Raw genomic sequence first — 13,969 nt, forward strand, 5'->3', positions numbered from 1 at the left:
TGTGAACTCTCATTGATGGGCGATCGCGCGATCGCGCGACTTGAGCCCGAGGGCCTTGATCAGCGGCGGCGGTTGACCCACCAGACCAGGGTGCCGCCCACCAGGGCCATCGGCGCACCGTAGATCGCCCAGATGATCTGGCCGGTCATGAAACTGCCCGGCAGGACGTTCAGCCCCTGAAGCACCCAGATGACGCCGATCAGCAACAGCGGACCGCTGAGGATGGTGGCGAGGTAGCGGAGGGCGATCATCAGATCATCGCCATGCCGCCGTTCACGTGCAGCGTCTGCCCCGTGACATAGGCGGCTTCGTCGGACGACAGATAGACGGCGGCGGCGGCGATCTCGTCGCCCGTGCCCAGACGCCCGGCCGGGATGTTGCGCAGAATGCCCTCGCGCTGCTGCTCGTTGAGCACGTCGGTCATCGGCGAGGTGATGAAACCCGGGGCGATGCAGTTCACGGTGATGCCCCGGCTGCCGACCTCCTGGGCCAGAGATTTGGAAAAGCCGATCATCCCGGCCTTGGACGCCGCATAGTTGGTCTGGCCGGCATTTCCGGTGACGCCGACCACCGAGGTGATGCCGATGATCCGGCCCGAACGGCGCTTCATCATCCCCTTCATCACGGCGCGCGACAGGCGGAAATAACTCTCGAGATTGACGGTGAGGACGGACTGGAAGTCCTCGTCCTTCATCCGCATCAGCAGGCCGTCCTTGGTGATGCCCGCATTGGCGACGAGGATATCCAGGGGAGCTCCCGCCACGGCTTCCGCCGCCGCCACGAGGCCATCGACAGAGGTCGGCTCCGACAGGTTCGCGGCCGAGAACGTCGCACGGTCCCCAAGCTCCGCCGCCAGTTGCGCCAGAGCGGCCTCGCGCGTGCCGGACAGGACGACGGTGGCGCCCTGCGCGTGCAGGGCGCGGGCCACGGCCCCGCCGATACCGCCCGTGGCGCCGGTAATGAGGGCGGTCTTGCCTGTGAGGTCGAACATTTGAGTCTCCCTGTCCCTTCTCCCTTTGCGGGAGACGGTGGCCCGGAGGGCCGGATGAGGGGTCACGCGGACCTCTCCGATTGGTTTGCGACGGGTCACCGCATAGACCGGTGCGCCCCCTCGTCTGTCAGCCCCCGATCACCTCGGGGGGCTGCCACCTTCTCCCGCAAGGGGAGACAGAAATCAAAGCGACTTCGCAAATGCCTCGATATCTTCCGGCGTGTTGAGCGCCAGGCTCTCGGCGTCGGGGGCGATGCGTCTGGCCATGCCGATCAGGACCTTGCCGGAGCCGACCTCGACGAAACGGGTCACGCCCCCTTCGGTCGCCATCCACTCCATCGACTCGCGCCAGCGGACGCGACAGGTGACCTGTTCGACCAGCAGGCGACGGATCGCAGCGGCGTCGGCTTCAGGCCGGGCGGTGATGTTGGCCACGAGCGGCACGACGGGAGAGACCAGCGAGGCCGCCGCCAGGGCGGTCGCCATCTCGTCGGCGGCGGGCTGCATCAGCGGACAGTGGAAGGGCGCCGAGACGTTCAGCGGGATCGCCCGCGCGCCCAGTTCCTTGGCCTTTTCGATGGCGCGATCGACGGCGGCCTTCTCGCCCGAGATGACGACATTGCCGTTGTTGTTGTCGTTGGCGACGACGCAGACCCCGAGCTCGGCGCCTGCCGCAGCGGCGGCTTCGGCCAATGCGAGGTCGGTTTTCGGCCCGATGAGGGAGGCCATCGCCCCCTGTCCCACGGGCACGGCCCGCTGCATGGCCTGGCCGCGCAGTTTCAACAGGCGGGCGGTGTCGGTCAGCGACAAGGCGCCCGCCGCCGCCAGGGCAGAATATTCGCCCAGCGAATGGCCGGCGACGAAGGCGGCGCGATCCACGGAGACGCCGAACTCCTTGTCCAGCACCCGCATGACGGCCAGGGACACGGCCATCAGGGCCGGCTGGGCGTTCTCGGTCAGGGTCAGCTGGTCCTCGGGTCCGTTGCGCATCAGGCCGGACAGATCCTGTCCCAGGGCCTGGTCGATCTCGGCGAACACATCCCGCGCCGAAGCGAAGGCGTCGGCCAGCGCCGCGCCCATGCCGACCGCCTGGCTGCCTTGTCCGGGGAACAGGAGGGCGAGGGTCATCGATAGGGTCCGTGATCGTTGTCAGAAGCGCGGAGGGGTAGGCCAACCTGTCCATCGGCTCAAGGCCGACAAGACCCCGCAAGCGTCGCCGTTCATCCGACACAATCACCAGCAACCTAGGGTTAAGAGTAGGATTCTTGGGGGCGTTGCATGGCGGTTGGACGTAGGAGCGTGTGCGCGCTGGCGGGTGCGGCCGTCCTGGGTTTGAACCTCGTCATTTCGTCCGCCGCCTTGGCTCAGGCCAGCGCCGCGCTGACCGTCGATGCCAATGTCACCAACTACCCGGCGACCTTCTTCACAGAGTTCCGACCGGTGACGGCGCTGGACATGATCGGGCGCATTCCGGGCTTCCAGTTTGACGGCGGCACGTCGGGCCGGGGCTTCGCCGGAACCGTCGGCAACATCCTGATCGACGGCGAACGCCCGCCGGTCCGCAGCGATTCCCTTCAGTCCATCCTGTCCCGTATCCCGGCCGCGCAGGTCGTTCGCATCGACATCGTTCGAGCGGGCGCCGGCGGTATCGACATGCAGGGCAAGGCGGTCGTGGCCAACGTGATCCGCCGCCCTGACGGCGGCGTGTCCGGCTCCGTTTCCGCCAGCGTTACGGACAACACTCAGGGCCGCCTTCAGCCCAATCTGAACCTGCAAGCCCGGTGCCAGTGGGACGGCCGATCGCTGGAAGCCTCGCTCAGCGCCTATCAGGGATCGGGAGACAACCACGGCATCCGCGAGCGTCGATCGCCGACTGGCGCGCTGCTCCTGCTCGCCCGCAGCCAGGGGGTGTTCGACTTCCACGGCGTGTCCGGCACTACGGTCTACGAGGGGCCGTTCGGCGGCGGGCGCATCCGCCTGAACGGCCTCGTTGACGTCAACGGCAGCGGCTATGAGGGCGACGATATCCTGATCGTTCCGTTCGGTCGCGAAACCTCCCTGTCTGAAAGCACCCAGACCAAGGGCGAGATCGGCCTGCGCTGGACCCGAAGCCTGCCCCTCGGGGCGACACTGGAGGTTCTCGGCTCACAACAGCTGATCGACAACGACAGCATCGGTTCCTACGACACTCCCGACTTCACCTCCGCTACGGTCAGCGACGGATGGCGCGGGGAAAGCATCGGATCGGGGTCTCTGAAGTTCGCCTCGCTCGAGACCCCCTGGGGATCGATCGACTTCGAAACGGGGTCCGAGATCGCCTTCAACTTCGTCGAGAGCGGCACCGCCTACCTATTCGACGGCTCACCCCTACTGCTTCCGGGAGACGACACCCGGGTGGAGGAACTGCGCAGCGAGAGTTTCGTCTCCGGCGTCTGGACGCCCCGCGAAAACCTAAGCGTCACTGGCGCGCTTCGTTATGAGCGGTCGCGCATCACCACGACGGGCAGCGGGGGCGGGGCCGAAACCGATCTCAGCTTCCTCAAGCCCCGCCTGAACGTCGCGTGGACTCCGGCCCCGGGGCATCAGCTGGCCTTCAAACTGGAGCGCAACGTCGATCAACTCTCTTTCGGGGCCTTCCAGGCCTCCGCCGCCTTCTCGACCGGCATCTTCGGGCGCGGCAACCCGGACATCCGTCCGGCACAGATCTGGTTGACCCAAGCCCGATATGAACGGGTTTTCGGTCGTCAGGGCTCGTTCGTCGCCGAACTGACCCACGAGGCCTACGACGACGTCCTGGGTCAGATGGTCGTCTTCGAGACACCGCCGGGCTACTCAACGCCACGCCAGTACAACGTTACCCGCAACGTCGGGACGGCGACGCGCGAGACCGCGAAATTCACCGGCCGCCTGCCTTTGGACAGCTACGGCATGCGCGGCGGCATCGCCTCAGCAACGCTTCAGCTGCGGCAGTCCGAAACCCGCGATCCCGTGACCCTGCTCGAACGGCGTCTTTCCGGCGAGCAACCCGTTACCCTGAGCCTGGGCCTCAGCCAGAACCTGGTCAGCCAGGGCATCAACTGGAGCGTCAGCGCATCGACCGCCCGGCCCGGGCGCAGCTTCGGCCCCAGCACCCTGTCGCGCTTCTCGATCGATCCCACATTCAACGCGGGTCTGAGTTGGCGGCCAGATGATCGCCTCAGCCTCGGCGGCGGAGTTACCGTCTCCGGCGGGTCAAACAACGAGTTCGTGCTGTTCGGCGCGCCGCGTGATCGCGGCGTCCCGGTCTATTCCGAAACCTCGCGCTCCAACGGCACGATCAGCGCCTATGGCAGCGTGCGCCGCAGCTTCTGATCAACGAACCGCTTGCGTCATTGCCCTCACCGCCCTTTTCCCCTATACGCGCCCGCTTTCCAGGGCTTCGGTCCGGTCGCGGAACACCAAAGGGTTCGGGAAGTCATCCCGGCCGCCGCTGCAGGATCCATCGTGGTTCGGACTTACCCGGTCCGTCCGCGCCGACGCCCTACAAGGGAGACTGCACTATGGCTCTTTACGAGCACACGGTCATGTCGCGCCAGGATATCAGCGCGCAACAGGCCGAAGCCCTCAACGACACCATCAAGGACCTCATCGTGGCCGGCGGCGGATCCGTCGCCAAGATCGAGTACTGGGGACTGCGCAACCTGACCTATCGGGTCAAGAAGAACCGCAAGGCTCACTATTCCCTGCTGGCCATCGACTGCCCGCCCCCCGCCATGGCCGAAGTCGAGCGTCAGCTCGGCATCAATGAGGACGTGCTGCGCTGGCTGACGGTCAAGGTCGAGGAACTCGATCTGGAACTGTCGCCCCTGCTGGCCCGCCGCGAGCGTGAGCGCGAGCGTGACCGCGAGCGTACGCCGCGTGAAGACGCCGAAGTGGCCGCGTAAGGAGATCTGGACCCATGACTGACACCACCTCCCCCTCCGCCAACGTTCCCGGCACCCCTGCCGGCTCGGGCGGCTCCGGCCGTCGTCCCTTCTATCGTCGTCGCAAGGTCTGCCCGTTCTCGGGTGAAGGCGCGCCGAAGATCGACTACAAGGACGTCAAGCTGCTCCAGCGCTACATTTCCGAACGCGGCAAGATCGTGCCTTCGCGCATCACGGCCGTGTCCCAGATCAAGCAGCGCGAACTGGCCAAGGCCATCAAGCGCGCCCGCTATCTGGCCCTCCTGCCTTACGTGGTGAAATAAGATGAAGGTCGTTCTGCTCGAACGCGTCGAGAACCTCGGCGCCATCGGCGACGTCGTCACTGTCAAGGACGGTTTCGCCCGTAACTTCCTCCTGCCCCGCGAGAAGGCGCTTCGCGCCACCTCGAAGAACCTGGAGAAGTTCGAACTGGACCGCGTCGCCATCGAGGCGCGCAACGAACGCAACAAGACCGACGCCGGCGCGATCGCCTCGAAGATCGACGGCCAGGTCTATGTGATGATCCGTCAGGCCGGCGAAACCGGCCAGCTGTACGGTTCGGTCGGCGGCCGCGACGTCATGGAGGCCATCCAGGCCGAGGGCGGCAAGGTCGAACGTTCGCAGATCGTGCTCAACACCCCGATCAAGACCCTGGGTCTCCACGTCGTGCCGGTTCGCCTGCACGCCGAGGTCTCCGCCACGGTCACGATCAACGTCGCGCGCTCGGCTGATGAAGCCGAACGTCAGGCGAAGGGCGAGGACGTGATCAAGTCGGCCTACGACGACGACCGCAACGCGGCCGCCGAACAGGCTCGCGACATGGTCGAGGGCGGCGCCGGTCAACAGGACGGTCTCGGCTCCGAGGCCTGATCCTGAAGATCGGTTCGTCGAGCCGATAGAGACGCTAAAGGGCGTGTCCTCCGGGCACGCCCTTTTTGCTGCAAGCGAACCGAACTATGTCAAAATTGCAACGAGGGCAGTCGCTTGCATTAACACACGCTTGACCACGCCGCTCGACGCACCCAGCTTGCATGATAGGGGGCGTCCGCGCTGGTCCGCGCAATATTGTTGCGTGGCCGGTCGGCCGATAACCACGCGGCGGTCAACGCCGGACATCCGACCACATCTCGCGCGCCACGCGTCCCGCGTCGGCCCCATCTCGTCAGGCTCGTCATGCACCTCAGAATTTCCCGCTCAGTCCTTCTCGGCTTCAGCTCCGCCGCGACCCTGCTCGCCTGCCCGATCGCGGCGACAGCCCAGACGGCGCCTCAGGAAGCGACCGCGGTCGACGAGATCATCGTCACCGGCACGCGCACCGTGGGCCGCACGCGTCTCGACTCGGTCGCCCCGGTCGATGTGATCTCAGGCGAAGTCCTGACGCGCCAGGGCGCCGGCACCGAGCTGGCTGCGGCGCTCGCCGCCACCGCCCCGGCCATCAACTTCCCACGTCCCGCAATCTCGGACGGTTCGGACCACGTCCGCCCGGCGACGCTGCGGGGCCTCGCCCCCGACCAGACACTGGTCCTGATCAACGGCCAGCGCGGCCACGTCGCCGCTCTGGTCAACGTCAACGGCAACCTCGGTCGGGGCTCGACGGCCTTCGACCTGAATACGATCCCGGCGATCACCCTCGGCAGCGTCGAAGTCCTGCGTGACGGCGCCTCGGCCCAGTACGGCGCCGACGCCATCGCCGGCGTCATCAACCTGCGCCTGCGCGAGGCCGCCTCGGGCGGCGGCCTGACCGCCGTCTATGGCGTCTACGACACCCAGTTCGACACCGCGCGCGGTTCGCACGACCGCAACGATGGTGAGCAGATCTCGCTCTCCGGCTGGGTCGGCCTGCCCCTGTTCGGCGATGGCTTCCTGACGATCTCGGGCGAGGTCCAGGAGCGCGACCCGACCAATCGCTCCGACTACGCCGCGCCCGGCAGCGTCTCGAATGGTTCGTCCACCACCGTCCTCGGCCGCTTCGGCGATCCGAAGACCAGCGCCCAGTCGGTCTGGTTCAACGCCGGCAAGCCGCTGGAAAACGGCTGGGAAGGCTACGCCTTCGGCGGCTACCAGCACCGGGATTCGGAATCGGCCGCGACCGCACGTGCCTTCAACAACAGCAACAACGTCCTGGCCATCTATCCGAACGGCTTCCTCCCGATGATCGGCGCCGCGATCGACGACTACAACCTGTTCGGCGGCCTCAAGGGCGAAGCCGGCGGCATCGATTGGGACTTCTCGGCCGGCTACGGCCGCAACGAGCTGGACTATACCGTCTTCAACAGCCTGAACGCCTCCTACGGCGCGGCGTCCCAGACCTCCTTCGACGCCGGCGGCCTGGCTTATGACCAGCTCACCGTCTCGATCGACGGCGTGAAACAGGTCGAAGCCAACCTGTTCGAGCCGCTCAACGTCGCCTTCGGCCTGGAATATCGGCGCGAGTCGTTCGAAGTCCACGCTGGCGAGCCGACCTCCTACAACCGCGGCCCGCTCGCTGCCGGCGGCGGCGCCCAGGGCTTCCCGGGCTTCCAGCCGGCCAACGTGGTCGATGAGGACCGCAGCAACGTCAGCGCATACATCGATCTGGAAGGCCGCCTTTCTGAATCGGTTACCATCGGCGCCGCCGCACGTTACGAAGACTATTCGGACTTCGGCGACACCCTGACCGGCAAGCTGTCGGCCCGCTGGGACGCCAATGAACATTTCGCCCTGCGCGGCGCGATCTCGACAGGCTTCAAGGCCCCGGCCCTGCAGCAACAATTCTTCAGCTATGTCGCCACCAACCTGGTCACTACCGTGGTCGGCGGCGTGCCCGTGACCTCGCTGGTCCAGGCCGGTTCGTTCCGCGTCAATGACCCGGTCGCCATCGCCCTCGGGTCGGCGCCGCTGGAGCCGGAACACTCGACCAACTTCTCGGGCGGCTTCGTTCTGCGGAACGGCGGGTTCGAGCTGACGGTCGACGCCTACCGCATCGATATTGCGGACCGGATCATCTACTCCGAGACGCTCGGCCTGGCCCGTCCCAGCCAGTCGGCGGCGACCACCAGCGCCACTCTGGCCCTGCTGGCGCCCTTCGGCGTGACCGGCGCACGCTTCTTCCTGAACGGCGTCGACACCTCGACCAGCGGCGTGGACGTCGTGGCCCGCTATCGCACCGACCAGGACTTCGGTCAGTTCACCTTCACGGGCGCTGCGAACTTCAACGCGACCGAGATCACGGCCCTGCCGGAAATCCCGTCCACCGTCGCCATCCCGACATCGCCGGGTTATCTGTTCGACCGCGCCAACCAGCTGTCGTTCACGGACGGCACGCCCCGGCGCAAGGTCGTCGGCAGCGTCGACTGGAGCCTGGGCGACTTCTCGGCCACGGCGCGCGCGACCTACTACGGCAGCGTCCTGGTCCCCAACAACACATCGACCCTGGACTACCAGGCGGGCGACGCGACCCTGATCGATCTGGAAGGCCGCTACACCTTCCCGATCGGCGTCACGGCAGCTGTGGGCGTCAACAACCTGACGGACGAGTATCCGCAGTTCACGCCGTCAGCGCTCAACGGCGGCACGGGTTCGGTGGGCTTCCCCAGCTTCTCGCCTTACGGCTTCAACGGCCGTTTCCTGTTCGCCCGCGTGAGCTACAACTTCTAGAGCGCGCTCCAGACCTGAACGACGGAACGGCGCGGAGAGCGATCTCCGCGCCGTTTCGCAATTCGGCGCCATGTTTCCGCCACTAGCAGGCGTTGAAGCTTGGCAGTCAACCGGAGGTATCGTCGTGAGAGTCGCCAGTTTCGCAGCCGCCTTCGTGGCAGTATCGGTCGTGCTTGCCGCACCAGCCTCGGCCCAGTCGAACACGACGCTTGACGCCTTCGTGGCCCGGGCCAATCGCATCCCGTTGAACCCACTCGCAGCGCTTCGGCCTGACGCGCGCCGTCTGATGTCCGAAGCCAACGCGGCCTTTACCACGGTCAGATCCGATATCAGCGCTGCCCGGGCGGCGGGTCGCCGGCCGGGCGCGTGCCCGCCCGAGCGGATCGAGGTCAACCCGCGACAGTTGCTGGCCTTCCTCAACGCCATTCCTCCGGCGCGCCGCACGCGCATGACAGTCGCGGAAGGCTTCGGCGAATGGATGGCGTCGCGCTACCCCTGCCCGGCCGCCTGACGGCGCCGGAACTGATCCGTCTAGGGATTTTTCAGCAGTCCACAGACCGACTGATTCCATCCCCGTTGACGGGTGCGTCCGGGCATGTCGCAGGGGCGTGGGACGGGTAAGCGTTAACCCGATGAACGCTTTCTCTCCCTTTGCCCCGTCCGATTCATTTGGGGCCGTCGCGATTCCGTCGCTGCCTCATAACCTTGAGGCCGAACAGGCGCTGCTGGGCGCCCTGATGTTCGACAACGCCATCTTCGAGCGGCTCAGCGACCGCCTGCGCGGCCAGCACTTCTACGAGCCCTTCCACCAGCGGCTCTACGACGCGATCGAGGACCATATCCGCCAGGGCATGCTAGCCGAGCCGACCATTCTGATGGAACGGTTCAAACAGGACCCGGCCTTCGCCGAGTTCGGCGGCCTGCGCTATCTGGCCGACCTGATGGACCGCGCCCCCCTCGGCGCCAACGCGCCGGACTATGCCCGTGTGGTCTATGATCTGGCCCTGCGCCGCGACCTGATCCGCGTCGGCGGCGACATCGTCAGGGACGCCCCCAACCCCGAGACCGCCGCCATCGACCAGATCGAGCAGGCGGAACTGACCCTGTATTCGCTGGCCGAGACCGGCGCGCCTTCGTCCGGGTTCGTCAGCTTCTCGACCGCTCTGGCCGGGGCCGTCCAGATGGCGGGCGAGGCCTATCAGCGCGACGGCAAGCTGGCCGGTCTGGCGACCCACCTCGACGATCTGGATTCGAAGCTCGGCGGCATGCACCCGTCCGACCTGCTGATCCTCGCGGGCCGTCCGTCGATGGGCAAGACGGCGCTGGCGACCAATATCGCCTTCAACGTGGCCCGCAACTACCGCTGGGAGCCGACGCCTGACGGCCGCAAGACCGTCTCCGGCGGCGTAGTTGCCTTCTTCTCGCTGGAAATGAGCGCCGAACAGCTGGCCATGCGGATTCTGGCCGATGCCTCCGGCGTGTCCTCCGACCGCCTCCGCAAGGGCGAGATCGACGCCTCAGACTTCGGCAAGGTCCGCGACGCCGCCATCGAGATCGGGGAAAGCCCCCTCTATATCGACGCTACCGGCGGCCTGGCCATCTCCAAACTGGCCGCCCGCGCACGGCGCCTGAAGCGGATGGAGCAGGGCCTCGACCTGATCATTGTCGACTACCTCCAGCTCATCACCGTCGGCGACGGCAATGCGCAGAAGAACCGGGTGCAGGAGGTGTCCGAGATCACCGGCGGCCTGAAGGCCCTGGCCAAGGAGCTGAATCTGCCGATCATCGCCCTGTCGCAGCTGTCGCGTCAGGTCGAGAACCGCGAGGACAAGCGGCCGCAGCTGTCCGACCTGCGCGAGTCGGGCTCGATCGAGCAGGACGCCGACTGCGTCATGTTCGTCTATCGTGAAAGCTACTACCTGGGCCGCACCGAGCCGCGCGAAGGCACGGAAGAGCACCTGAAATGGCAGGAGGACATGGACCTTCTGGAACACCAGGCGGAGGTCGTCATCGGCAAGCAGCGCCACGGCCCGATCGGCATCGTGAAACTGAGCTTCGACGCCGACACCACCCGCTTCGGCAACCTGGCCCGCAGCGGCTACGGCAACTTCAGCGACATTCCGGAGTAGGAGCCCGATAAAACTCCGTACATCCCCGCGAAGGCGGGAACCCAGTTCTTTAGGCGATGGATGTCACCGAACGCTCGCGGACCTTGATCCCGGGCACAGAGTTGCCGCCAAAGCCTGGGTCCCCGCCTTCGCGGGGATGCACGGGTTTGGCGTCTCAATCGTCCCTGTGAACCCGTTCGCGGCGCTCGTGGCGTTCCTGGGCTTCGACGGACATGGTCGCGGTCGGACGGGCTTCCAGCCGCCCGAGGCCGATCGGTTCGCCGGTGTCCTCGCAATAGCCGTAGGAGCCGTCCTCGATCCGACGCAGGGCGTCCTCGATCTTGGAGATCAGCTTGCGCTGTCGGTCGCGCGTGCGCAGCTCCAGCGCGCGGTCCGACGCCGAAGACGCCCGATCCAGCAGATCCGGATGGTTCTCCGTCTCGGCCTTCAGGTTGACCACGGTGCCTTTGGATTCGCGCAGGATGTCATCCCGCCACGCCATGAGCTTGTGCTTGAAATAGGCGAGCTGACGTTCATTCATGAACGGCTCGTCGTCGGAAGGTCGGTAGGCGACCGGTTCGTCAGACACGATCGAGGCCAATGCGGTCATCATCGCACTCACACTCTAGAACAACGCCCCCCATGGCGCTTGCAGGCGTATAGGCAGGCCGGAGAGTCGCGGCAACCGTGTTCGCGCGTCCGTGATCGCGGCAATGCTTCGTTGGACCCGGCACCGTGACATTCTGTCCTCACCTTGTCCTCGGAACAGGGGAATAAGGCCGCTTTTCGGCAGTTTATGCTGCATTGCGGCGAACTTCGGCCTTGGCCAGCTCAACTGCAGCGCGCAGGTCGATCTGTTCCAGCAGGCCTGTCAGGCCCGCGTCCTCGTCCTCCGGACGTTCCTCACGAAGGGTCCGGCCCAGGCGTTCGAGCGCGCCTTCCCCGGCCTCACCCGACAGCATGGCGATCTTCAACTCGTCCAGACGGTCCAGCAGGGTCCCGCCGCGACGGATGGCGCGACGACGGCGCTCCGTCGCCGTCTCGACGCCCTGAAGCGCCATTAGGGCCGAGAGATCTGCGACCGCGGACGCCGGAACCACCGCCTGCGACGCACTGGCCGGGGCCGCGCCGGACGGCTGGGGCATGGAAAATCCGCCGGCCGAGCGCACCGGACGCTGGCCGCCGGTTGGGGCGGCGCCGGACGGGCCGTTGACCTTCATGAGCGGAGACTCCGGGACATTCCGCACCATCGTCGGGCGACCGTCACTGTTTGGTTAACGGCAAGGCAGGATTTGCCGGGCCAGGCGGGCGTCGGCCAGATCGATTCGTTGATTTAAAACGGTTTCCTTCGCGGCACGATCTTCGCAACGCCTGTCCCCGAACCCTCGGGGAAAGCCGGCCAGTGCAAAAGTTTCTTACCGCCTTCCTGATCCCCTTCGCCCTCGGCGCCGTGATGGCCGCCCCGGCGTCGGCCCAGTCGCGGATCAAGGACATCGCCTCGATCGAGGGCGTCCGGACCAACCAGCTGGTCGGCTACGGCCTCGTCGTCGGCCTGAACGGCACGGGCGACAGCCTGCGCAACTGCCCGTTCACCCGCCAGTCGCTGGAAGGCATGACCGAGCGCCTTGGCGTCAACATCCGCGGGACCAACGCCAACTCCAAGAACCTGGCCGCCGTCATGGTGACGGCCGAGCTGCCGCCCTTCGCCACGCCCGGCTCGCGGGTCGACATCTCGGTCTCCAGCCTGTGCGACGCCAAGAGCCTACTCGGCGGCACGCTTCTGGTCACCAGCCTCCAGGGCGCCGACAGCCAGGTCTATGCCGTGGGGCAGGGCTCGGTGCAGACCGGTTCCGTGTCGGGCTCGGGCGGTTCGGGCTCGTCGGTGACGCGCGGCGTGCCGACCGCCGGCCGCATCGCCTCGGGCGCCACGGTCGAGCGTGAGACGGGCTTCCAGCTCGACAGTCTCACCGAAGTGCGCCTGACCCTGCGCAATCCCGACTTCACGACGGCCCAGCGCGTGGCCGCCGCCATCAACGCCACCTACCCTTCGACCGCCCTGGCCGAGAATGGCTCCGTCGTCGCCCTGCGTGCGCCCGGCCAACTCGGCATGGCCGCCTTCATCAGCCGCGTCGAGAACATGCCGGTCGCGGTCGACACCCCGGCCCGGGTGATCATCGACGAGGTCAACGGCGTGATCGTCATGGGCGAGAACGTCCGCATCTCCACCGTCGCCATCGCCCAGGGCAACCTGACCATCTCGGTCCAGGAGAACCCGCAGGTCAGCCAGCCGGCCCCCTTCAGCCAAGGCCAGACGACGGTCGTCCCGCAGTCCGATGTCACGGTCGAGGAAGAACTGGGCCGCGAGATCCGGCTGGTGAACGGCGCGACCTCGCTGTCGACCCTGGTCAACGGGCTGAACGCGCTCGGCGTCTCGCCCCGCGACATGATTTCCATCCTTCAGGCCATCAAGGCGGCGGGCGCCCTGCAGGCCGACATCGAGGTTCTGTGATGAGTGACCTGGCCGTCTCCCCCTCCCTGCTGACCTCGCCAATGGCCGCACCGACCGCTGAAACGCCGCGCATGCGCGAGACGGCGGAGAAGTTTGAGGCCTCCTTCCTGTCGCAGATGCTCAAGCCGATGTTCGAGGGTATCGACACCAACGGCCCGTTCGGCGGCGGCGAGGCCGAGGGCACCTGGCGCAGCTTCATGATCGACGAAATGGCCAAGCAGACCGTCCGCGCCGGAGGCATCGGCCTGGCCGACACCGTCGTGTCCGAGATGATCCGCATGCAGACCGAACAGACCCAGGCCCAGCCCGGAGCGGTCGCATGACCCACGATCCGACCACCGCCACGGCCTATCTGCGCAGACTCACGGCGCTGACCGACCGACTGACCGCCCGGCTCGAGCGGGAGACCGACGCCTTCGCCACCCGTCGCGCGGCCGATGTCACGGCAGGCCTGGCCGAGACCCAGGAGCTGGCCAACCAGTATCGCAAGGAAACCGGGCACCTCAAGGCCAACAAGGCGATCCTGGCCGCCGCGCCGGCGAGCGATCGCATGGCCCTGATCAAGGCGACCGAGGCGTTCGAGGCGGTGCTCGCCATCCACGGCCGCACGGTCGAGGCGGCGCGCACGATCTCGGAGGGTCTGGTCCGCACCATCGCCCAGGAGGTCGCAGGCGCGCGAGCCATGGGAACCGGCTACGGCGCCTCCGGCAAGGCGAACGGCGGCGACAGCCGCGCCGTCACACTGAACCGCACGGCCTGAACCGCCTGGCCTGAACCGGCACGT

Annotated in this window: 15 protein-coding genes; 10 read left to right on the forward strand and 5 right to left on the reverse strand. The window is 66.8% G+C overall.

Going from position 1 to position 13,969, the window contains the following annotated elements; all coding sequences use genetic code 11:
• Positions 1-59: 59 nt before the first annotated feature.
• From ACP7AU_RS08625 to fabD, 3 genes are all read right to left on the reverse strand, one after another.
• Positions 60-251 (reverse strand): hypothetical protein, encoded by a 192-nt coding sequence (locus tag ACP7AU_RS08625; RefSeq protein WP_426051143.1) that lies wholly within the window; start codon positions 249-251, stop codon positions 60-62.
• Positions 251-991 carry a 3-oxoacyl-[acyl-carrier-protein] reductase gene (gene fabG, locus ACP7AU_RS08630; RefSeq protein WP_426039297.1) on the reverse strand — a complete coding sequence of 247 codons (741 nt, stop codon included), beginning with the start codon at positions 989-991 and terminating at the stop codon, positions 251-253. Before fabG ends, ACP7AU_RS08625 begins: the two co-directional genes overlap by 1 nt.
• Positions 992-1,174: 183 nt before the next feature.
• Positions 1,175-2,119 carry an ACP S-malonyltransferase gene (gene fabD, locus ACP7AU_RS08635; RefSeq protein ID WP_426051144.1) on the reverse strand — a complete coding sequence of 315 codons (945 nt, stop codon included), beginning with the start codon at positions 2,117-2,119 and terminating at the stop codon, positions 1,175-1,177.
• Positions 2,120-2,269: 150 nt separating this feature from the next.
• Here fabD and ACP7AU_RS08640 point away from each other — a divergent pair, with 150 nt between their 5' ends.
• The 7 genes from ACP7AU_RS08640 to ACP7AU_RS08670 all read left to right on the forward strand — a co-directional run bounded on the left by ACP7AU_RS08640 (position 2,270) and on the right by ACP7AU_RS08670 (position 10,697).
• Complete coding sequence (locus ACP7AU_RS08640; protein ID WP_426051145.1) at positions 2,270-4,342, forward strand: TonB-dependent receptor plug domain-containing protein; 2,073 nt, start codon at positions 2,270-2,272, stop codon at positions 4,340-4,342.
• 188 nt (positions 4,343-4,530) lie between these two features.
• A complete protein-coding gene (gene rpsF, locus ACP7AU_RS08645) occupies positions 4,531-4,914 on the forward strand; it encodes a 30S ribosomal protein S6 (RefSeq protein WP_303696101.1) in 384 nt (127 codons plus the stop codon).
• A gap of 14 nt (positions 4,915-4,928) precedes the next feature.
• Complete coding sequence (rpsR, locus tag ACP7AU_RS08650) at positions 4,929-5,216, forward strand: 30S ribosomal protein S18 (RefSeq protein WP_303696100.1); 288 nt, start codon at positions 4,929-4,931, stop codon at positions 5,214-5,216.
• 1 nt (position 5,217) lies between these two features.
• Positions 5,218-5,802, forward strand: a complete 585-nt coding sequence (gene rplI, locus ACP7AU_RS08655) for a 50S ribosomal protein L9 (protein WP_303696099.1) — start codon at positions 5,218-5,220, stop codon at positions 5,800-5,802.
• Between the two features lie 303 nt (positions 5,803-6,105).
• On the forward strand, positions 6,106-8,568 hold the full coding sequence (locus ACP7AU_RS08660; RefSeq protein ID WP_426051146.1) for a TonB-dependent receptor plug domain-containing protein: 2,463 nt from the start codon (positions 6,106-6,108) through the stop codon (positions 8,566-8,568).
• A gap of 124 nt (positions 8,569-8,692) precedes the next feature.
• Positions 8,693-9,079 (forward strand): hypothetical protein, encoded by a 387-nt coding sequence (locus tag ACP7AU_RS08665; RefSeq protein WP_426039293.1) that lies wholly within the window; start codon positions 8,693-8,695, stop codon positions 9,077-9,079.
• Positions 9,080-9,200: 121 nt separating this feature from the next.
• Complete coding sequence (locus ACP7AU_RS08670) at positions 9,201-10,697, forward strand: replicative DNA helicase (RefSeq protein WP_303696096.1); 1,497 nt, start codon at positions 9,201-9,203, stop codon at positions 10,695-10,697.
• A 154-nt stretch (positions 10,698-10,851) separates the two neighbouring features.
• Here the strand turns inward: ACP7AU_RS08670 and dksA are convergent, their stop codons facing one another.
• Both dksA and ACP7AU_RS08680 read right to left on the reverse strand, forming a co-directional pair.
• Entirely contained in the window at positions 10,852-11,286 is a 435-nt protein-coding gene (gene dksA / locus ACP7AU_RS08675) for an RNA polymerase-binding protein DksA (protein ID WP_303696140.1), read from the reverse strand.
• Between the two features lie 184 nt (positions 11,287-11,470).
• The gene (locus ACP7AU_RS08680; protein ID WP_426039292.1) at positions 11,471-11,896 is read right to left on the reverse strand and encodes a flagellar assembly protein FliX; all 426 of its coding nucleotides are present in this window, start codon (positions 11,894-11,896) and stop codon (positions 11,471-11,473) included.
• A gap of 233 nt (positions 11,897-12,129) precedes the next feature.
• Between ACP7AU_RS08680 and ACP7AU_RS08685 the strand changes: the two genes are divergently transcribed.
• From ACP7AU_RS08685 to ACP7AU_RS08695, 3 genes are read left to right on the forward strand one after another with little or no spacing between them, the layout of a single operon-like run.
• Positions 12,130-13,185 carry a flagellar basal body P-ring protein FlgI gene (locus ACP7AU_RS08685; RefSeq protein WP_426051175.1) on the forward strand — a complete coding sequence of 352 codons (1,056 nt, stop codon included), beginning with the start codon at positions 12,130-12,132 and terminating at the stop codon, positions 13,183-13,185.
• Positions 13,185-13,508, forward strand: a complete 324-nt coding sequence (locus ACP7AU_RS08690; RefSeq protein ID WP_426051147.1) for a rod-binding protein — start codon at positions 13,185-13,187, stop codon at positions 13,506-13,508. The genes ACP7AU_RS08685 and ACP7AU_RS08690 overlap by 1 nt, the downstream gene beginning before the upstream one ends.
• The gene (locus ACP7AU_RS08695) at positions 13,505-13,945 is read left to right on the forward strand and encodes a flagellar basal-body protein FlbY (RefSeq protein WP_426039290.1); all 441 of its coding nucleotides are present in this window, start codon (positions 13,505-13,507) and stop codon (positions 13,943-13,945) included. The genes ACP7AU_RS08690 and ACP7AU_RS08695 overlap by 4 nt, the downstream gene beginning before the upstream one ends.
• Positions 13,946-13,969 lie beyond the last annotated feature (24 nt).

The sequence above is a fragment of the Brevundimonas sp. SL161 genome (assembly GCF_049896985.1).
Taxonomy (GTDB): Bacteria; Pseudomonadota; Alphaproteobacteria; order Caulobacterales; family Caulobacteraceae; genus Brevundimonas.

What these genes read in the sequence shown, in the direction of transcription:
- ACP7AU_RS08625 (WP_426051143.1), bottom strand. Translation starts at nt 251, where the DNA reads ATGATCGCCCTCCGCTACCTCGCCACCATCCTCAGCGGTCCGCTGTTG.
- fabG (WP_426039297.1), bottom strand. Translation starts at nt 991, where the DNA reads ATGTTCGACCTCACAGGCAAGACCGCCCTCATTACCGGCGCCACGGGC.
- fabD (WP_426051144.1), bottom strand. Translation starts at nt 2,119, where the DNA reads ATGACCCTCGCCCTCCTGTTCCCCGGACAAGGCAGCCAGGCGGTCGGC.
- ACP7AU_RS08640 (WP_426051145.1), top strand. Translation starts at nt 2,270, where the DNA reads ATGGCGGTTGGACGTAGGAGCGTGTGCGCGCTGGCGGGTGCGGCCGTC.
- rpsF (WP_303696101.1), top strand. Translation starts at nt 4,531, where the DNA reads ATGGCTCTTTACGAGCACACGGTCATGTCGCGCCAGGATATCAGCGCG.
- rpsR (WP_303696100.1), top strand. Translation starts at nt 4,929, where the DNA reads ATGACTGACACCACCTCCCCCTCCGCCAACGTTCCCGGCACCCCTGCC.
- rplI (WP_303696099.1), top strand. Translation starts at nt 5,218, where the DNA reads ATGAAGGTCGTTCTGCTCGAACGCGTCGAGAACCTCGGCGCCATCGGC.
- ACP7AU_RS08660 (WP_426051146.1), top strand. Translation starts at nt 6,106, where the DNA reads ATGCACCTCAGAATTTCCCGCTCAGTCCTTCTCGGCTTCAGCTCCGCC.
- ACP7AU_RS08670 (WP_303696096.1), top strand. Translation starts at nt 9,201, where the DNA reads ATGAACGCTTTCTCTCCCTTTGCCCCGTCCGATTCATTTGGGGCCGTC.
- dksA (WP_303696140.1), bottom strand. Translation starts at nt 11,286, where the DNA reads ATGACCGCATTGGCCTCGATCGTGTCTGACGAACCGGTCGCCTACCGA.
- ACP7AU_RS08680 (WP_426039292.1), bottom strand. Translation starts at nt 11,896, where the DNA reads ATGAAGGTCAACGGCCCGTCCGGCGCCGCCCCAACCGGCGGCCAGCGT.
- ACP7AU_RS08685 (WP_426051175.1), top strand. Translation starts at nt 12,130, where the DNA reads ATGGCCGCCCCGGCGTCGGCCCAGTCGCGGATCAAGGACATCGCCTCG.
- ACP7AU_RS08690 (WP_426051147.1), top strand. Translation starts at nt 13,185, where the DNA reads ATGAGTGACCTGGCCGTCTCCCCCTCCCTGCTGACCTCGCCAATGGCC.
- ACP7AU_RS08695 (WP_426039290.1), top strand. Translation starts at nt 13,505, where the DNA reads ATGACCCACGATCCGACCACCGCCACGGCCTATCTGCGCAGACTCACG.